Here is an 18,769-nt window from a genome sequence, read left to right as displayed (position 1 = left end):
CCTTAAACTCGACCTAACGCGAAACCTTTCGCGACGTGATTTCTGACAAACCAGATAACTAAAATGCCCGGTAAAATGGTCAACACACCTGCGGCCGCTAACACGCCCCAATCAATACCTGACGCACTTACGGTCCGAGTCATAACGGCCGAAATGGGCTTGGCATCCACCGAGGTCAGCGTACGCGCCAGCAGCAGCTCGACCCAACTGAACATGAAGCAGAAAAAAGCCGAGACCCCAATCCCCGAACGGATCATCGGCAAAAAGATTTTGATGAAAAACTTAGGAAAGCTGTAACCATCAATGTAAGCCGTTTCATCGATTTCACGCGGAACACTCGACATAAAGCCTTCGAGAATCCATACCGCGAGTGGCACGTTGAACAGACAGTGTGCTAAGGCCACCGCGATATGAGTATCGAACAGGCCCACTGATGAGTAGAGCTGGAAAAAGGGCAGCAAGAAGACCGCCGGCGGCGCCATACGGTTAGTGAGCAGCCAAAAGAACAAGTGCTTATCGCCAACAAACTTAAAACGAGAGAAAGCGTAAGCCGCTGGCAGGGCGACACTCAGGGTGATCACCATGTTCATTGCGACATAGATGATGGAGTTAACGTAGCCCATATACCAACTTGAGTCTGAAAAGATGGTTTGGTAATTCTTAAAGGTCCATTGCTCAGGGAAAAAGCTTAAGCTACCTAAGATCTCTTGGTTCTCTTTAAACGACATATTGAGCAGCCAATAAATTGGCAACATCAAGCAGACAATGTAGAACGCAAGCCCCACTATCTGCGTGTAACGTGTGTATTTTGATTTAGTCATCGCCATGGTTATGTCCTTACTTATTTTCACCGTGGGTCATTGCGGTGTAGAACACCCAACTCACTAAGAGGATGATCAAGAAATAGATGATCGAGAACGCCGCAGCCGGACCGATATCAAACTGCCCCACCGCCATTTGGGTTAAGGTTTGGCTGAGAAACGTCGTCGAGTTGCCTGGTCCACCACCGGTAAGAACGAACGGTTCGGTGTAGATCATAAAGCTGTCCATAAAGCGGATAAGAATACCGATCAAAAGCACGCTTTTGAGTTTGGGCAATTGGATATAGCGAATGATTGACCAAGTTGAAGCACGATCGATATTCGCCGCTTGATAGTACGCATCTGGAATCGCACGTAAGCCCGAGTAACACAGCAACGCAATCAGCGATGTCCAGTGCCACACATCCATAAGGATCACGGTTAGCCACGCATCAAGTGGATTACCCGCGTAGTTGTAATCAACCCCCATGCCATTGAGTGCCCAACCAAATAGACCAATATCAGCACGACCGAAAATCTGCCAGATGGTTCCGACCACGTTGAGGGGAATAAGCAGTGGAATCGCCAGCACAATCAAACAAAATGCTGACCACTTGCCTTTGGTCGGCATCGTCAATGCGACGATGATGCCGAGCGGTACTTCAATCAATAAAATGGTGAAGGTGAAACCGAACTGACGCAGTAACGCTCCGTGTAACCGCTCATCATTTAAGATCTCTCGATACCATTCCGTGCCCACAAAATAGGCGGTATTGGAGTCAAAGATGTCTTGCAGCGAGTAGTTCACCACCGTCATCAGCGGCACAATGGCACTGAACGCCACCAGCGCAAAAACCGGCAGGACTAAAAACCAAGCGCGATTATTAGCAACTTTATCCATTACTCTTCTCCCACATTGACAAGGAATTCATCGACATAAAGCATGGTCCATTGCTCTGGGAAGCTGATGTAAGCTTGATGTTGTGGCACAACTTGGTCCTCCTGAAGACGTGCTTTAATCGGTTTATTGCCCAGTTGCAGCGTGACGATTTTATAAGTGCCTAAATCCTCGACATGCAGCACATCACACAAAAGCGCTGACTCATTGCCCTTCTCCCACACATGGACAAACTCCGGGCGAATACCGATTTTAATATTGCGGCTTTGCGCGTTGGCAATCGCATGGCGGTATGACTCAGAGAGCGGGATTTCGACACCTTCAAATTCAACGCCATGATCTGTGGGCGTCACTTCAAGCAGGTTCATTCCCGGGCTACCAATGAAGTAGCCGACAAAGGTGTGATTTGGCCTTTCGAACAGTTCACGTGGGGTGCCAAACTGAACAATCTGGCCGTTGTACATCACCGCAATTTCATCAGCGAAAGTGGAAGCCTCAAGCTGATCGTGAGTGACGTAAACCATGGTGATATTGAACTGCTGGTGGATCTGTTTAAGCTTGCGGCGCAATTTCCATTTCAGTTGCGGGTCGATAACCGTCAGCGGCTCATCGAACAAAATCGCCGAGACATCGTCACGTACCAGCCCGCGTCCCATCGAGACTTTCTGTTTCTCATCGGCACTCAAGTGTTGTGCCTTTTTCGACAGCACGTTGGTCAGTTCCAAGATTTCAGCGATCTCAGTCACCTTGGAATGGATCTTCGCCTTGTGCACTTTCATGTTACGCAATGGAAAGGCCAGATTGTCATACACCGTCATGGTGTCGTAGATCACTGGAAACTGGAAAACCTGAGCAATGTTACGATCTTGAGGACGGAGCTCATTGACGCGCATATCGTCAAACAGAACCTCCCCTTGAGATGGACTCATCAGGCCTGAAATAATATTCAGCAGGGTCGACTTACCACAACCAGAAGGGCCAAGCAGTGCATACGCGCCGCCCTGCTTCCAGACATGATTCATCTCTTTGATGGCATAAGCCGATGATGAGGTTGGTTTTTTATCATAGGTATGCGCGAGCGAGTTGAGTGTAATTTGAACCATGAGCGCTACCCTCTTACATCACGAGTCGGGGCATGGATAAGCTGGTGATCCATACCGAAGACATAAAATTTGTGGATTGGAATATAGATTTTGATGGTTTCATCAACGTTGTAGCTGTGTACACCAGGCAGATGAAGCACCATCTCAAGATGGGCATTACGCACATGCAGGAAGGTCTCTGAACCACTGATTTCCGCCACTTCAACTTGCACGGTTAACTCAACATCATCATCGTTCTTTGGCAATAGGCTAAGGTGGCTCGGACGAATGCCAAATTGGTACTCACCTTTGCTCAACTTGCTTAAAGACTGATTGAGTGGAAAATGGGCACTTTGATCAAACGTCACTTCATTACTGTTGATATTGCCTGAGATAAGGTTAATCGGCGGCTCACTGAATAACGTTGCGGATTCAACATTATCGGGATGATGATAAACCGCGGCGGTTGGCCCAGATTGAATCACTCGACCTTGGTGTAAAATGGTCGTGGTACCGCCAAGCGCCAACGCTTCATTTGGTTCCGTAGTGGCATAAATTGCGATGGTGTGGCGAGTTTTGAATAGCTCGCGCATTTCTTGGCGTAGCTCTTCACGCAATTTGTAGTCAAGGTTAACCAATGGCTCATCAAACAAGATGATCTCGGCATCTTTGACCAATGCTCGCGCCATGGCAGTACGTTGCTGCTGACCACCAGAAAGCTCTAAAGGGTGCTTTTTAAGGTGTTCAGTGATGCGTAGCATTTCTGCGGTAGCATGCACGCGTTCTTGGATCTCTTTGTTCGCCATCCCTGCCAAACGCAGTGGCGAAGCGATGTTTTCAAATACCGTTAGATTGGGATAGTTAATAAACTGCTGGTACACCATAGAGATGTTGCGATCCCGTACTGAAACGCCCGTCACATCCAAACCGTTAACGAGAATTTTCCCTGACGTAGGGCGATCAAGCCCAGCAATCAGCCTCATCAATGAAGTCTTTCCCGCCAATGTGCGTCCTAGCAACACATTAAACGAGCCGGGCTCAAAGGTGAGATTGACGTCAGAGATATGCATCTCACCGTCAATATATTTGCTTACCTGCTCAAGTGTTAATGACACTAAAAACTCCTTACCATTCGAACTATTATATTTTTTCGATATTGTTCGATAGAGCGAGAGTCGTGCCAAGTTTGTATTTTGTTAACAAATAATTTACAGAACAGTTTCCCAAGCCTGATCCAGTAAGGCAATGTTGACTAAATACTCAGAAAACCTAGGTTATCTCAGCAAATCAACATGTGAGACCAAGCTAACATTTGTTAACAAAATGTGTTCAAAAGATGTTCAAGGTGTTCAGAAGAGTGTTATGTTAATTGAGCGTTTGTGATCATTAACGTTCATTCGCGCAATTAGAATAATAACTTAATTTTATAAAATTTTATCGCTGCCGCTGACCAAAACTATGAATAATAAACACCTATCAATGATCGAAAATTCTTGGCAACGCTGCCGAGAAGCAGGGCTTGTGCATCACAGTCAGCCCATTATCGAAGTCGAAACAGGCCAAGCGTTTCATCACACGCTTGAAGAGCACGCTGGGCTATTGACCACCACCCAACAAAAAGTGTTGCCCTTTTACGACAGTCTTTTGGCTAACAGTAACTGCTTGATCACTTTGGCCAACACTCAAGGTCAAGTATTGAACAGTTGGGGGGAACAGCGCTTTTTCTCTCAAAGACAACCCGACGTTTTTCAAAATGGGGTTCACTGGCAAGAGAGCCTGATAGGCACCAATGCGATTGGGACTGCCTTAGAGACAGGGTCAATTGTTCAGGTGTTTCATGATGAACACTTCTTAACCTCGAACCGTTTTATGACTGGCTCTGCGGCTCCCCTGTTTGATGCCGAACGAAAACTAGCTGGCGTACTGTCTATTTCAAGCGACGCCTATATGCCGACATCGCATACCTTAGGCATGGTCAAGTTGATGTCGCAAGCGATAGAGAATCAACTGATAGTGTCTCGCTTTCAGGCTAACCACTACCTACTTTGGTTTAACACTTCGCCAGAGAACATTGACAGTCAGTGGTCATCAATATTGGTATTTAATGAACACGGCGTTATTGTCTCGGCCAACCGCCGTGCAGAAGTCGTGCTGGGCCAAGAGCTTGCCCTGCAACGTATTGAGCAGGTGTTTGATGTCAAGTTGGATCAGCTGTTATCACATCCGCCATTTAACCCCACGGCACTAACAACCCATTCACGTTTCAATTTCTATGCGTTAATTACCCCACCGAGCACTGCTAAAGGTCGGCAAATCGACTATCGCCAATCCACTGCGAAACCAGCCAATCCAAATAGCAAAGCCCCGCTTGATTTAGAGCGCTTAAATATGGGAGATGAACGACTAGCGAAAGCGATTAATCAGGCCAGCCGAATTCTTAATAGTGATATTCCGATTCTGATTCATGGTGAAACTGGAGTGGGAAAAGAGGTATTCGTTAATGCACTGCATCTGTCTAGCCAACGTAAACACGCCCCTATGATCGCGGTGAACTGCGCCGCCATTCCTGCCGAACTGGTCGAGTCTGAGTTATTTGGTTATGAAAAAGGCGCATTTACTGGAGCAAGCAACAAAGGTTATATCGGTCTAATCCGTAAAGCTGACAAAGGGACCCTATTTCTTGATGAGTTAGGCGATATGCCGCTTAACGTTCAGGCGCGTTTACTACGAGTATTGCAAGAGCGCAAAGTCACCCCGCTCGGATCAACCACCTCATACCCTGTCGACTTTAAACTCGTTTCAGCCACCAACCGCAATTTAAAACAAGATGTGGAACGTGGGACCTTTCGCCAAGATCTTTACTATCGTGTCACTGGCCTTAATCTTTCACTCCCTGCTCTGCGTGATCGAACCGATAAAGAAGCCCTTGTGAGCTACCTGCTGACCAAGTATGCACTCGGCGAGCAAGCGCCAAAAATGAGCCTTGATGTTCTGGCGATGTTTAATACTCACCCCTGGCCGGGTAATATCCGCCAAATGGTGAGTGTGATTCAGATTGCGATAGCGATGGCGGGAGATGAAACGATTCAAATTGAGCATTTGCCTGATGATTTTTTGCATGATCTTGAACAGCATCAACCTACGTTGACGCAATCCTCAAGTCACTCTATTACTCTGGTGTCGCAACAGTCAGCGAAAAGCGTCGGTGGTTTATCACCGAGCGTTCCTGATGAGGATTGGTTGGATGTGTATGAGCAAAGCGGTCGCAATGTTTCAGCGACCGCGAAAGTGCTCAATATTAGTCGTAATACCTTGTATAAACGACTCCGAGAACAGGGATTACGTTAGTGAGAAAGCACCCCTAACCCACGGCTGAATGGTCGGTAGTAAGCAAGGTAACGCAGCGCGACATAGCTAACCACTAGGCTGGCAATGATAAGCTCAAAACCTGCCAACCACTCAACTTGGCTGATGTACTCGCTTGCCATACCAATGCTCTCCATCCAGGCCACTAACTTATACAGTGCCGTTGCACCGATCACCATTGGAAAGGTGAACGCCGCATAGCCGGGACTAAATGGCAATCTTAACAGTTTAAAAAACGCCAAATAGATAATCGCGGTCATCAACACGGCAATGCCGAACAATAAGCCAATAATCACTGGCGATGGCTCAGCCACTACCGTCAAATACCCAGCTAACGATAGGCTTGCTGGCGCGGCCATGATCGCCATGGTCGGTTTTGCCGCATCAGGAATTTGCTCAGTAAACATAAAGCGGTAGATCATCATCGGTAGCATGAGCGCGTAAGCGGTCATACCGAACATTAAGGCAGCATCAGCGACCAGACTGAGCCACGGATTGCCCGAAAACGACACATCCGCCACGATAATCCCCACCGGTGGTACAAACCAACTTGGCACCATGTGGTGTAGTTGAAAGTCTTTAACTCTGTGGTACGCAAAGCTGACTAAGAACAGCAGATGCAAAACCACCGCGAACAGCCACAGACTATCGCCAATCATCGGCCAAAACTGCCCAAGCGAGTTCGACACCACCATGGTCGCCATGGCAAAGGTCGGCACCACACTGCCCACCACCGGATGAGCTAAATCTTCACGTAGTAGATGGCGATGGAACAGAAATTTCACCGCCAGTATTGAGAGCAATACACTTGCAATCGCGGCTGCGCTCCACTGCGCGTAGCCATTAAACTGTGCGGCATTTTCCCAACACCATCCAAGACTGGCAATCCCTAGCGCTAAGCCGGCCATCGGAGTCGGCGCTCCCATCACTTTTGCTTTTGCTGTTCTAATCATAACTGCCTCACAATGTCTCAACTTCACTGCAGTTTACGCTTGCTATTTGTTCAAGAATATCCAATTATTTAAAACACTCGTTCAGTTAATCTAAACAATGAATCATGGCGTCTAATATCTCGTTGAAACAGCTGAAAGTCTTTATTGCCATCACTCAGCATGACACCTTAACCGCAGCGTCAGAAGCGCTGTTTCTTTCTAAAGCAGCGGTGAGTATGGCGTTATCTGAGCTCGAAAAGCAGATCGGTCATTCACTGTTTGATCGGGTCAACAATCGGCTTATTCTCAATCAAGAGGGGCAGAAGTTACTGCCTTTGGCCGATGAACTCATTGAGCGGGCGCAAGATATTGAACAGTTGTTCGATAATGACCAAACGCTATCCGGACTGCTGCGCATTGGTGCCAGTGATACCATTGGCAATCAAGTCGCGCCCTATCTATTGAGTGATTTTCGCCGTGAGACACAACACACCGCGCAAAGTTTGTTGATCTCTAACTCGGCGCTGATTTGCGAAAAACTGGTCGACTATCAGCTCGATCTGGCGCTTATCGAAGGCAAAACCCTCCATCCACAGCTTATTTCAACTCCGTTTAACCAAGATGAAATGTGTGTCGTATGCTCGCCTAACTCTGCGCTATTACAGCAAGCTTTTTCGATGGAGAATTTAGAACGTAGCGAATGGATCTTGCGTGAACCGGGGTCTGGCTCACGGGAATTCTTTTTACGTGTGATCGCGCCACGCATTGAGCAGTGGCACGAAGCCTTTCAGCTCAACACCACCGAATCATTAATTAACAGTGTCTCTGCGGGGCTTGGGTTAGGTTGCCTATCTAAACTCGCCGCACAACCCGCGCTCAATGATGGCCGCATCGTTGAGCTTACGTTGCCGCTCGATATGAAGCGCCGCTACTGGCTTTTAGTTCACAAAGAAAAGTACCAAAGCCCGCTACTGAAGCGCTTCATCGACTATTGTCAGCAATGGCGTAAAGACTAGCCACTTAAGTCGCAGATTGATCTCCTCGCCTAGACTTTAGTGGTTAAAAACTGTATAAAAAGACAGTAAATCCATTCAATAATTTGAGTTAGAGGACCAACCATGGCTGTAATCGTCAAGTACGTGGTAGAACGCAACGGAGAAGAGAAAATGACTTTTACCTCTAAAGCGGAAGCTGACGCATATGACAAAATGCTCGATATGGCAGATGAGCTTTTTGTGCTACTAGGTAAAAGTGAATTGCTAGAGGAAGAAGGCAAGCAAGAAGACTTGGCGATGTTCCTAGCACAAAACAAAGAAGAGGTGCTATACGCACTGGGGGCTAAGCGCAAGCCTGCACCGAAGAAGTCGAAAAAAGTTGCAGCGGTCGAAGACGCTGAACAAGCGCAAGATGACGCGGCTTAATCTAGCACCAGTTCAACACGAAACCTCAGCAACATGCTGAGGTTTTTTTTACGGAAATAAATATTGTTATATTTACCCTTATATCTCATCACCTGACTGCTAGAATAGTTCATCATTCCCCCTAATTAGGCTTAGCGCATGAAATATCATGTTGAAGTTTGTATCGATAACTTAGAATCTCTGCACAATGCCATTGCTGGCGGTGCGACTCGGATTGAACTTTGCTCTTCACTGGCACTCGGCGGCTTAACGCCTAGTTTTGGTTTAATGAAAAAGGCGCGCCAGATTTCAGATCTTGCCATTTATGCAATGATTCGCCCTCGTCAAGGTGACTTCCTCTATTGCCAAGATGATATTGATTCGATGTTGCTCGATATTGAAGCCGCCGCCGAAGCCGAGTTACAAGGCGTCGTTTTGGGCGCTTTAACCGCTGCCGGTGATGTCGATCTAGTCGCGATGCAGCAGTTAACCGAGCGTGCCAAACTGTACGGATTAGGCGTAACATTTCACCGCGCCATTGACCAGTGCCGTGATTGGGTAAGTGGATTAGAACAGGTCATTTCGCTAGGTTGTGAACGTGTATTGAGTTCAGGACAAGCGGCCAATGTTACTCAAGGAAGTGGAACATTAGCCCAAATGGTCACCCAAGCCGATGGACGTATTTCGATAATGGCGGGAGCAGGCTTAAATGACGAAAACGTCGTTGCAATCATCACTCAGACTGGCGTGCGTGAGGTTCATCTCTCAGGTAAAACCACTCGTGCCAGTTTAATGCACGGCGTAAGCCAACAAGCAAAAATGGGCAGTGACGCGATTGATGACTTAGTGATTCCCGTGACCAATCCAGATGCGATTGAGCAGGTGGTAAAAAAGATTAACCAGTGCTGGGATTAAGCGATTTAACGCAGCGCATCATCAATACTTTGTTCGCCCAAGTGGCGAACATCTTTACCTTTCACAAAGTAGATGATGTATTCGCAAATATTTTGACAGCGATCGCCAACACGCTCTATCGCACGCGCAGACCACATCACTTGTAAAATATTGGGGATATTTTTCGGGTCTTCCATCATATAGGTCATTAACTGGCGAATGACAGCCTCGTATTCCGCATCAATTTTGTCATCCAGCTTATGCACTTCTGCAGCGGCATCAACATCCATGCGAGCAAACGCATCTAACACTTTATGCAGCATATCAATCGCTTGTCGACACAGAGGTTGTAACGACACTTGGAACTGACGCTCCTGCGGCGATGGGCTTTCGATCGCCACATAAGCAATCTTGGTCGCGACGTCGCCAATCCGCTCTAAGTCGGTAATGGTTTTGATTATCGCCATAATCAGGCGTAAATCTTTCGCCGTCGGCTGCCTTTTGGCGATAATACGCGTACAGGCTTCATCAATCGACACTTCCATTGCGTTGACTTTATGATCATCACGCACCACCTTTCTTGCCAACTCAATGTCATCATGGTGCAGCGCTTGCATTGCAAACGACAGTTGCTGCTCGACCAATCCACCCATGGTAAGTACGTGGGTACGGATCGACTCTAGCTCGACATTAAACTGGCCTGAAATATGGCGTCCAAAATTCATAGATGAAGTGACTCTCTTTTTTCTGAACAATAGGAAAAAATTAGCGCAATGATTTGTTCTAACTAGTTGGAATTGTAACAAGGCAACAAGAAATTTCAGCCCTATGAGCATAGTTCGTCTATGTGATGAGGGGCAACTTCCACCGTTAACGACGCTACAGTTTCAAATATGACGAAGAAATTTAACCGTATCTACCTGTAATATAGTCTTCGGTCTGCTTTTTCAATGGCGATGTAAAAATAGAATCGGTATCTGAGTACTCGATCAACTTCCCCATATGGATAAAGGCGGTATGGTCACTCACCCTCGCGGCTTGTTGCATATTATGCGTTACGATCACCACGGTATACTTGGTTTTCAGTTCATTGATCAACTCTTCAATCGTAAGCGTCGAAATCGGATCAAGTGCTGAAGTTGGTTCATCAAGAAGTAATACCTCAGGTTCGATGGCTATCGCACGCGCAATCACCAATCGTTGCTGCTGGCCCCCCGACAAACCAAAGGCATTTTCATGCAGACGATGTTTAACCTCATCCCATAGTGCTGCGGCGCGCAATGAACGCTCAACCGCATCGTCTAATGCGCGACTGTTGTTAATGCCTTGCAAGCGCAAACCATAAACCACGTTTTCATAAATCGATTTAGGAAATGGGTTAGGACGCTGAAACACCATCCCTACTCGGCGACGCAGTGTCGCCACATCAACCTTAGGGTGGTAAACGTTTTTAGCGTGCAATTTAACCTTTCCTGCAACCCGACATCCTTCAACTAAATCATTCATTCGGTTGATACAGCGCAGCAAGGTTGATTTGCCACACCCAGATGGGCCGATAAACGCCGTCACCTGTCCTTTGGGGATACGCATTGAAATGTCGTGTAGCGCTTGGGTATTTTGATAGAACAAGTTAAGCCCCTCGATGGCAATCGCGGTTTGCTCATCACTGAGGTTGTTGACATCTAATGGCGCTGGATAGCCCAAGGTTTGGTTGACAGAAAACATGCTTAATCTTGTCCTAGTGTTCGATATTTTTCGCGCAAATTGTTACGGATACTGATCGCAGTTAAGTTAAGCCCAACAATGACAGTAACAAGTAAAAACGAGGTGGCATAAACCAAAGGTCTGGCACTTTCAATATTGGTGGTTTGAAAACCAACATCATAAATATGAAAGCCTAAATGCATAAACTTACGCTCAAGATGCAAGAACGGAAATTGACTGTCAATCGGTAAGCTTGAAGTGAGTTTGACCGCCCCCACTAACATCAAAGGCGCGACCTCTCCCGCCGCACGAGCAATCGCTAAGATCAATCCGGTGATCATCGCAGGGCTTGCCATCGGCAAAACAATCCGCCACATGGTTTCAAATTGCGTGGCGCCAAGTGCCAATGAGCCATGACGAACCGAGTTAGGGATGCGCGTTAATCCCTCTTCGGTGGCAACAATCACCACGGGTAATGTCAATACGGCGAGCGTCAAGGCTGACCATAACAGGCCTGGTGTACCGAAGGTTGGCGCGGGCAGTTGCTCTTGGTAAAACAGCGTATCAATCGAGCCGCCCAAGGTATAAACAAAAAAACCTAAGCCAAACACGCCGTAAACAATCGAAGGTACCCCGGCTAGGTTTATCACCGCGACACGAATCAGCCGAGTAAAGGCGTTATTACCCGCATACTCGTGCAAATAGATCGCAGCAATAACACCAAGTGGCATCACAATCACCGACATAATCAGTACCAACAATACCGTACCAAACATCGCCGGAAACACACCACCTTCAGAATTAGACTCACGGGGGTTTTCAGACAAAAATTTCCACGCCTGTTGCCCCCAGCGCAGTAGCTTTTCTGCGTTGCTCATTTGATTGGGATACCATAAATCCAAAATTTGACTAAGTGGAATCGTAACCCGTTGCCCTGTCATCTCTTCGACCTGCAACCCTTGCCGCGTCAGTTGATCACGAAGGCTGTCCAGTTTGGCTTCTGCGTTAATCAAAGCTTGGCGATATTGCTTACTTTGCTTTTGATATAAATCGCTAAAGGCATCATCTAGAGTGCCATTTAAGCTGTGCTTTCGATGCTCTAATCGCAACCGCTGCGCTTGGGCATTAATGGTACGAATATCGCCTTCAATCAAGTCTTCAATTTGTTGGCGAATCTGTTTGGCAAAGGCTAAACCTTGCGCTAAGTTTTGCTCCACCTCGCGACTAATTTGGCCATTTTCCTTTACGTAACCAATCGGTCGACCAAAAAAGTCACCATCTCGGGTACGCTCAATCACAGCCCAACCCTGTGGGCGCGTCGGTGGATTAAGGTTCACTTCCAGCAACGACACAAAATCGGCAGAATAGAGCTCACGATTGGCCACTTTGATGCTCACTCGCTCAACTAAACCTCTTGCAACGATCTCTTCAGGCAGCTCGACATCCATTTCACGCAAATGGCTGATAGGGATAGATTGCTGCTCATAAATTTGACCAATTAACACCTCACCTTGATCGGTTTGCCATTGATACAGTGGCGCAGGCCAAAAGTAAGAGAGCCCTTTCCAACCGATAAGCAGCAACAGGCCAAGTACAGAAAGCAAGCTGATACTGACCGCACCGCCTGTTAACCATATCCATGGGGAGCCTGATTTAAACCACTTAAACACGTTGTCAATTTCCTACTGTAGAGAGCATTAGAGTGAGCGATACTTTTCGCGTAGGCGCTGACGTACCCACTCGGCTAACGAGTTAACCGCAAAAGTAAACATCAGCAGCAGCAGTGCCGCTAAGAACAAAATTCGATAATGTGAGCTGCCGACTTCTGATTCGGGCATCTCCACCGCAATGGTCGCCGAAAGGGTACGCATCCCTTCGAGAATATTCCAGTCCAGAATCGGGGTATTACCAGTCGCCATTAACACGATCATGGTCTCTCCAACCGCACGGCCGAGCCCCATCATGATCGCAGAGAAAATGCCCGGGCTTGCGGTAAGCAGTACCACATACAATAAGGTTTGCCATTGCGTCGCGCCAAGCGCAAGTGATCCATCAGAAAGGTGTTTGGGCACCGAGAAAATTGCATCTTCCGCAATGGTGAAAATGGTAGGGATCACGGCAAACCCCATCGCAAAACCAACCACAAGGGCATTACGCTGGTCAAAATCGATGCCGTGCTCGGCCAGATAAACCCGCACGTCTCCTGCAAAGAATAACGCTTCGATATTACCGCTTTGCGACAAGATTGCCACACTCACCAAAGCGATACCGGGAATTAAGATAACGGCATGCCAACCATTGGCAAAACGCCCCGTCCATCGGCTAGGCAGCAGATGCCACATCAAACCAATCAGCACAATAGAAAGCGGCATAAATAGCATCAAAGCAACAATCGCTGCTAAATGACTTTCAACGATCGGCGCAAACCACAATCCGGCTAAAAAACCAATAATAACCGTGGGTAAGGCTTCCATCAGCTCAATCGATGGCTTAACCACTCGACGCATACGAGCCGTCATAAAATAAGCGGTGTATATGGCACCAAATACCGCTACAGGAACGGCAAATAACATCGCGAAAGCCGCGGCTTTTAGGGTACCAAAAGCAATGGGAATAAGACTAAACTTGGCTTCAAACTCATCGCTGGCTGAGGTGGTTTGCCACACATAACGCGGCTCTGGGTAGCTTTCGTACCACACTTTTTTCCACAGCGAAGACAATGACACTTCCGGATAAGGGTTATCGACAACCGCAACATTCACTAGGCCATCATCAAACGCGAGTAAATAGGACTCATTGCTCGACATGGCTGCCAATGAAGGCGCTTTGTCGTAAGCACGCTCGAATAGTGCCAATTTCTCACTGGTGGTGTAGTGACTTTGCACCGTGCCATTAATGTAGAAACTGTAAAAGCCTTTACGGTAGGTGTCAGGTAATAAAAATTGCAATTGTGATGCAAGCTTAAACTGACGAATTGGAGTTAATTGGCGCTGATCTTGATTGAGCACATCAAACCATTGCGACACCAAGCCATCTTGATGAGTCACCAGCAGTGAATAGGCACCTGACAGCAGATCGATATGCCAAACGCTGTGCTCTGTGCGCCCTTGGCTTAAATCGACCACCTCTCGCACATCAAATCGCTGCGCACTTTTAGTGGCAATAATCAGTTCTGAACCCGAACGCAAATACAGTGTTTGTCCATCGGGAGTAAGAAGCAACTGGTCAAGCTGGGGAAAACGCTGGGCAAAGGTATAGCTTTTGACGTTGTCGGCTTGCTGCCAACGCACGGTTATCGAACCATCTTGATACCAGCCCACTAGGGTTAAATTCTTTTGCTGGGCAAACGCAAACTGCTTGAGCTGGCTATTGGGTTTATCTAAGCCAAATGACGGCGAAAACTCCAACACTTTCGGTGCAAAATCACGCTGATCTTTATTCAGTGCCGTGGCCAGTTGCGGTTTAAATAAATGGATGGCTCCCTCAGGTGAGGCAAAACCATACCAACCTTGCGCGGCCACCGATTGAGCGAATAGACGATTGGGCTCAGTGAGCGTTTGTGACAGCACTGGCGTATCGCGATCATCATTGAGTGACCAAAAATCGATCTGGCCTTGTTTTGAAATTAAATACGCATGCTGACCATAGTCATCGATTCCCGCCGCAATCACTTGCTGGGTAGACACCGTTTTGCTCAGCGCATTCGGTGTAATTTTGGCATCACTAAACAGCGGTAAAACCATCATCGCCAAATAAACAAAAATCAGTACCAACGCCGCTAAAACGCCAACCCCACCAGCAGATACAGCGAGACGCACCAATCTATCTTTGATTAGCCGTTTTCGATCTCGCTCTCGTAAGGAGAATTGTGCTCTGGTCATCTGATTTACTTACCTATTTTCGTCCTAGGGTATAATATTTCTATTAGGTGACAATTATATTACAGTTCGCAATAAACAACTGAAAACAATGCAATAAAAAAATGCAATAAAAGTGTCATGTAAAGACCTTAAGTTGCTAATCCATGGAGAGGCTTCGGCAGACTTCATATCTTCAAACCAGGGATTGGAGTAAGGGATGAGTACCGAAAAACTGTATATCGAAAAAGAGCTCAGTTGGCTTTCATTTAATGAACGAGTGCTGCAAGAGGTGGCAGATAAGAGTGTACCTTTAATTGAGCGCATCCGCTTTCTCGGTATATTTTCCAATAACTTAGACGAATTTTATAAAGTTCGCTTTGCCGACGTTAAACGACGCATTCTGATCAACCAAGAGCGTGGTGGTAACGATAACTCCAAGCACCTATTAACCAAAATGCAAACCAAAGCGCTCAAACTCAATGAACGTTTTGATGAGTTGTACAACGAACTCATCCGTGAAATGGCGCGAAGACGCATCTTTTTGGTCAATGAAACTCAGTTAAGCGATGCGCAGCAAAAGTGGGTAAAAAAGTATTTTCACCGCGAAGTGTTAGCGCATTTGACTCCCTTGTTGATGCGTGACGATATTGATGTACTGGAATTTCTGAAAGACGAATACGCCTATATTGCCGTTGAACTTAAACAACCACAACATAATCAATATGCGCTGCTCGAGATACCAACCGACCACCTACCGCGTTTCATCATGATGCCTGAGCAGAAAGGCAAGCGCCGCAAAACCATTATCTTGCTCGATAATATTATTCGTTATTGCTTAGATGATATTTTTAGTGGCTTTTTTGATTACCAACAGCTCAATGGTTACGCGATGAAAATGACGCGAGATGCGGAATACGATTTAGGTCACGAAGTTGATCATAGCTTGTTAGAGCAAATGTCAGAGGGCGTTAGCCAGCGCTTAACCGCAATGCCGGTACGTTTTGTTTACCAGCGTGACATGCCGCAAGAGATGCTCGACTTCCTGTGCGGAAAACTGCAGATATCCAACTACGACAGTCTCATCCCCGGGACGCGTTATCATAATTTTAAAGACTTTATTACCTTTCCTAATCTTGGCCGTGATTACCTAGAAAACAAACCCTTACCGCCAATGAAATGTGCCGACTTTGACGGCTTCGCCAACAAGTTCGATGCCATTCGAGCGCAAGATATTTTACTCTACTATCCGTACCACACTTTTGAACACATTAGCGAATTGGTTCGTCAGGCGTCGTTTGATCCTAAAGTCATTAGTATCAAAATCAATATCTACCGCGTGGCCAAAGACTCGCGTTTGATGAACTCACTGATTGATGCCGTACACAACGGTAAAAGCGTGACCGTTGTGGTCGAATTGCAAGCTCGTTTTGATGAAGAGATTAACATTGAGTGGTCACGCATTCTGACCGAAGCTGGAGTGGAAGTGGTATTTGGCGCGCCGGGGTTAAAAATACACGCCAAACTGCTGCTGATTAGTCGACGTGAAAACGATGAGATCATCGACTACGCACACATAGGCACAGGCAATTTCCATGAAAAAACAGCTCGTATCTATACCGATTTTTCCTTGCTCACCGCCGATGTTGATTTAACTCGCGAAGTGCGAAACGTGTTTGGTTACATCGAAAACCCGTATCGTCCGGTGCGCTTCAATCACTTAGTTGTCTCACCAAGAAACTCGCGTAAGGAACTCTATCGCTTGATAGACAATGAGATCGCTAATGCACAAGCGGGAAAAAAGGCCGGCTTAACCATTAAGGTCAATAATTTAGTCGATAAAGGTCTGGTCAATAAACTCTACAGCGCGAGTAACGCCGGAGTGGCGATCAAAATGATTATCCGCGGCATGTGTTCGCTGGTCCCTGGTATTGATGGCGTTAGTGACAATATCAAAATCATCAGCATTGTTGATCGTTTTCTTGAACACCCGCGCGTCATCATTGCGCACAACGACGGCGATCCTGCGGTCTACATCTCTTCGGCTGACTGGATGACACGCAATCTTGATCATCGAATTGAAGTGGCGGCTCCAATACGTGATCCTCGCCTTAAACAGCGCATTATTGATATCGTCAATCTCCATTTTACCGATACTGTAAAAGCGAGATGGATCGATAAAGAGATGAGCAATAGCTACGTACCTCGTGGTAATCGGAAGAAAGTTCGCTCACAAATTGCGATTTACGACTATCTTAAAAATATAGAAAAACAAACTAAGAATCAGAAACGTAAAGAGCAATTGAGAGAAGATGAACCACACACCAGACATCCGTGATGTCGCCGCCATCGACTTAGGCTCAAACAGCTTCCATATGGTTGTTGCGCGAGTTGTCGATCAAGATTTACAGCTCATCAGTCGCCATAAACAGCGAGTTCGCTTGGCGGCGGGTCTCGATGGACAAAAAAATCTCGATAATGCCTCGATTGAACGTGGGTTAGAATGCCTAGCAATGTTTGCCGAACGCCTGCAAGGTTTTGAAGAACAAAACGTCCGTATTGCCGCCACTCACACTTTGCGTCAAGCCAATAATGCTCATATCTTTCTTCAGCGTGCGCGTGAGGTTTTGCCGTTCCCAATCGAAATTATTCCCGGCGTTGAAGAAGCGCGCCTGATCTATCTCGGCGTAGCCCACACTCAGCCCGAGTCTGATTCAAAGTTAGTCATCGACATTGGCGGCGGCAGTAGCGAAATCATTATTGGTCGCGGCTTTGAACCCGAGCTCATTAACAGCAAACAGATGGGGTGCGTCAGTTACAACCGCGAATTTTTTGCCAATGGTAAATTGTCGGAAAAGAATTTTAATCGAGCGACACTCGCCGCCGAACAAAAGCTCGAATCGATTGCTCATCGTTATAAAAAAATGGGTTGGGAAATCGCCTTTGGTTCATCCGGCACAATCAAAGCCATTTGCGAAGTCCTGGTTGGCCTTGGCTATGATGATGAACTGATCACCGCCAAACGGTTAGAAAAACTGATCAGCAAGCTGTGTGAATGGGCCACCATCGACGACATTGAACTGACGGGGTTAACGGCAGAAAGAAAACCTGTTTTTGCCGCTGGCGTTGCCATTTTACACGCGATCATGACCAGTCTTAACATTGACCAACTGCACTTTTCTGAAGGCGCATTGCGTGAAGGGCTGTTGTTTGAAATGGAAGATAGCTTCAAGCGATCTGATATCCGCATGCGTACCACCGAAAACCTCGCCAGCAAACACCTTGTCGATTTAGATCATGCCGCCAAAATTAAAGGCCACGCACGTGAACTGTTTCAACAAATTCATAAAGATGTCGGGATCAAAAAAAGCTCTCAACTGTTTGAATTACTCGAGTGGAGTGCGTTGTTACACGAAGTCGGATTGAGCATTAGCTTGCAAGCCTTTCATCGCCACTCGGCGTATATTTTACGCCATACCTATATGCCGGGTTTCAACCGCGAACAACAACGCCTGCTTGCGGTGCTGGTGCGCTTTCAACGTAAAGCGTTAAAGCTGAATGAACTCGAGCCTTTTACCCTTTATGACCAAGCCGATGTCATCAGCTTGATTCGTATTTTGCGCCTTGCGATTATCCTCAATGGACAGCGCAGCGACGAGTTGATTGAGACGCCCAATTTAACCATTGATGGCGATAAGTGGACTCTGAATTCGAATGACAAAGATTGGTTGGAAAACAACAAATTACTTCACGCCGACTTGCAAAATGAACAAGCCTACTGGCGCAACGCCAACTGGCAGTTAAACATCTAAACCTTAATCTGGGTCAGTAAATCT

Annotated in this window: 15 protein-coding genes; 6 read left to right on the top strand and 9 right to left on the bottom strand. The window is 46.8% G+C overall.

Going from position 1 to position 18,769, the window contains the following annotated elements:
* Positions 1–2 precede the first annotated feature (2 nt).
* From ViNHUV68_RS03170 to ViNHUV68_RS03155, 4 genes are read right to left on the bottom strand one after another with little or no spacing between them, the layout of a single operon-like run.
* Positions 3–821: a carbohydrate ABC transporter permease gene (locus ViNHUV68_RS03170; RefSeq protein ID WP_038175049.1), complete on the bottom strand. Its 819-nt coding sequence runs from the start codon at positions 819–821 to the stop codon at positions 3–5.
* Between the two features lie 16 nt (positions 822–837).
* Entirely contained in the window at positions 838–1,701 is an 864-nt protein-coding gene (locus ViNHUV68_RS03165; protein WP_038174934.1) for a carbohydrate ABC transporter permease, read from the bottom strand.
* Positions 1,701–2,801, bottom strand: a complete 1,101-nt coding sequence (locus ViNHUV68_RS03160) for an ATP-binding cassette domain-containing protein (protein WP_391089277.1) — start codon at positions 2,799–2,801, stop codon at positions 1,701–1,703. Before ViNHUV68_RS03160 ends, ViNHUV68_RS03165 begins: the two co-directional genes overlap by 1 nt.
* 5 nt (positions 2,802–2,806) lie before the next feature.
* The gene (locus ViNHUV68_RS03155; protein ID WP_038174936.1) at positions 2,807–3,895 is read right to left on the bottom strand and encodes an ABC transporter ATP-binding protein; all 1,089 of its coding nucleotides are present in this window, start codon (positions 3,893–3,895) and stop codon (positions 2,807–2,809) included.
* A 343-nt stretch (positions 3,896–4,238) separates the two neighbouring features.
* Here ViNHUV68_RS03155 and ViNHUV68_RS03150 point away from each other — a divergent pair, with 343 nt between their 5' ends.
* On the top strand, positions 4,239–6,128 hold the full coding sequence (locus ViNHUV68_RS03150) for a sigma 54-interacting transcriptional regulator (protein ID WP_391089275.1): 1,890 nt from the start codon (positions 4,239–4,241) through the stop codon (positions 6,126–6,128).
* Here the strand turns inward: ViNHUV68_RS03150 and ViNHUV68_RS03145 are convergent.
* On the bottom strand, positions 6,125–7,099 hold the full coding sequence (locus tag ViNHUV68_RS03145; protein ID WP_391089273.1) for a TDT family transporter: 975 nt from the start codon (positions 7,097–7,099) through the stop codon (positions 6,125–6,127). The genes ViNHUV68_RS03150 and ViNHUV68_RS03145 overlap by 4 nt on opposite strands.
* Before the next feature lie 104 nt (positions 7,100–7,203).
* Here ViNHUV68_RS03145 and ViNHUV68_RS03140 point away from each other — a divergent pair, with 104 nt between their 5' ends.
* The 3 genes from ViNHUV68_RS03140 to ViNHUV68_RS03130 all read left to right on the top strand — a co-directional run bounded on the left by ViNHUV68_RS03140 (position 7,204) and on the right by ViNHUV68_RS03130 (position 9,393).
* The gene (locus ViNHUV68_RS03140; RefSeq protein ID WP_391089271.1) at positions 7,204–8,094 is read left to right on the top strand and encodes a LysR substrate-binding domain-containing protein; all 891 of its coding nucleotides are present in this window, start codon (positions 7,204–7,206) and stop codon (positions 8,092–8,094) included.
* 102 nt (positions 8,095–8,196) lie between these two features.
* Positions 8,197–8,499 carry a YebG family protein gene (locus tag ViNHUV68_RS03135; RefSeq protein WP_038174942.1) on the top strand — a complete coding sequence of 101 codons (303 nt, stop codon included), beginning with the start codon at positions 8,197–8,199 and terminating at the stop codon, positions 8,497–8,499.
* 138 nt (positions 8,500–8,637) lie between these two features.
* A complete protein-coding gene (locus tag ViNHUV68_RS03130; RefSeq protein WP_038174943.1) occupies positions 8,638–9,393 on the top strand; it encodes a copper homeostasis protein CutC in 756 nt (251 codons plus the stop codon).
* 5 nt (positions 9,394–9,398) lie between these two features.
* Here ViNHUV68_RS03130 and phoU read toward each other — a convergent pair whose 3' ends face one another.
* The 4 genes from phoU to ViNHUV68_RS03110 all read right to left on the bottom strand — a co-directional run bounded on the left by phoU (position 9,399) and on the right by ViNHUV68_RS03110 (position 14,957).
* Positions 9,399–10,097 carry a phosphate signaling complex protein PhoU gene (gene phoU / locus ViNHUV68_RS03125; RefSeq protein WP_038174944.1) on the bottom strand — a complete coding sequence of 233 codons (699 nt, stop codon included), beginning with the start codon at positions 10,095–10,097 and terminating at the stop codon, positions 9,399–9,401.
* Positions 10,098–10,278: 181 nt separating this feature from the next.
* Positions 10,279–11,097: a phosphate ABC transporter ATP-binding protein PstB gene (pstB, locus tag ViNHUV68_RS03120; RefSeq protein WP_038174945.1), complete on the bottom strand. Its 819-nt coding sequence runs from the start codon at positions 11,095–11,097 to the stop codon at positions 10,279–10,281.
* A gap of 2 nt (positions 11,098–11,099) precedes the next feature.
* Positions 11,100–12,746 carry a phosphate ABC transporter permease PstA gene (gene pstA / locus ViNHUV68_RS03115; RefSeq protein WP_391089268.1) on the bottom strand — a complete coding sequence of 549 codons (1,647 nt, stop codon included), beginning with the start codon at positions 12,744–12,746 and terminating at the stop codon, positions 11,100–11,102.
* Between the two features lie 27 nt (positions 12,747–12,773).
* Complete coding sequence (locus ViNHUV68_RS03110) at positions 12,774–14,957, bottom strand: ABC transporter permease subunit (RefSeq protein WP_391089266.1); 2,184 nt, start codon at positions 14,955–14,957, stop codon at positions 12,774–12,776.
* A 196-nt stretch (positions 14,958–15,153) separates the two neighbouring features.
* On the opposite strand from ViNHUV68_RS03110, the gene ppk1 reads away from it, so the two are divergent.
* Positions 15,154–17,271, top strand: a complete 2,118-nt coding sequence (ppk1, locus tag ViNHUV68_RS03105) for a polyphosphate kinase 1 (protein WP_391089264.1) — start codon at positions 15,154–15,156, stop codon at positions 17,269–17,271.
* Positions 17,246–18,745 (top strand): exopolyphosphatase, encoded by a 1,500-nt coding sequence (gene ppx, locus ViNHUV68_RS03100; RefSeq protein ID WP_391089262.1) that lies wholly within the window; start codon positions 17,246–17,248, stop codon positions 18,743–18,745. Before ppk1 ends, ppx begins: the two co-directional genes overlap by 26 nt.
* Positions 18,746–18,769: the final 24 nt, after the last annotated feature.

Origin of the sequence: Vibrio sp. NH-UV-68 (genome assembly GCF_042940635.1) — a bacterium.
Classification (GTDB): domain Bacteria; phylum Pseudomonadota; class Gammaproteobacteria; order Enterobacterales; family Vibrionaceae; genus Vibrio; species Vibrio pacinii.
Note: the sequence above shows the minus strand (reverse complement) of the source record. Positions and strands in the feature narration are given on the sequence as shown.

Bases quoted from the DNA above. Each gene is read 5' to 3' on its own strand.
- ViNHUV68_RS03145 (WP_391089273.1), bottom strand. From the start codon at position 7,099: ATGATTAGAACAGCAAAAGCAAAAGTGATGGGAGCGCCGACTCCGATG.
- ppx (WP_391089262.1), top strand. From the start codon at position 17,246: ATGAACCACACACCAGACATCCGTGATGTCGCCGCCATCGACTTAGGC.
- pstB (WP_038174945.1), bottom strand. From the start codon at position 11,097: ATGTTTTCTGTCAACCAAACCTTGGGCTATCCAGCGCCATTAGATGTC.
- ViNHUV68_RS03160 (WP_391089277.1), bottom strand. From the start codon at position 2,801: ATGGTTCAAATTACACTCAACTCGCTCGCGCATACCTATGATAAAAAA.
- ppk1 (WP_391089264.1), top strand. From the start codon at position 15,154: ATGAGTACCGAAAAACTGTATATCGAAAAAGAGCTCAGTTGGCTTTCA.
- ViNHUV68_RS03130 (WP_038174943.1), top strand. From the start codon at position 8,638: ATGAAATATCATGTTGAAGTTTGTATCGATAACTTAGAATCTCTGCAC.
- ViNHUV68_RS03135 (WP_038174942.1), top strand. From the start codon at position 8,197: ATGGCTGTAATCGTCAAGTACGTGGTAGAACGCAACGGAGAAGAGAAA.
- ViNHUV68_RS03165 (WP_038174934.1), bottom strand. From the start codon at position 1,701: ATGGATAAAGTTGCTAATAATCGCGCTTGGTTTTTAGTCCTGCCGGTT.
- ViNHUV68_RS03110 (WP_391089266.1), bottom strand. From the start codon at position 14,957: ATGACCAGAGCACAATTCTCCTTACGAGAGCGAGATCGAAAACGGCTA.
- ViNHUV68_RS03150 (WP_391089275.1), top strand. From the start codon at position 4,239: ATGAATAATAAACACCTATCAATGATCGAAAATTCTTGGCAACGCTGC.
- phoU (WP_038174944.1), bottom strand. From the start codon at position 10,097: ATGAATTTTGGACGCCATATTTCAGGCCAGTTTAATGTCGAGCTAGAG.
- ViNHUV68_RS03140 (WP_391089271.1), top strand. From the start codon at position 7,204: ATGGCGTCTAATATCTCGTTGAAACAGCTGAAAGTCTTTATTGCCATC.
- ViNHUV68_RS03170 (WP_038175049.1), bottom strand. From the start codon at position 821: ATGACTAAATCAAAATACACACGTTACACGCAGATAGTGGGGCTTGCG.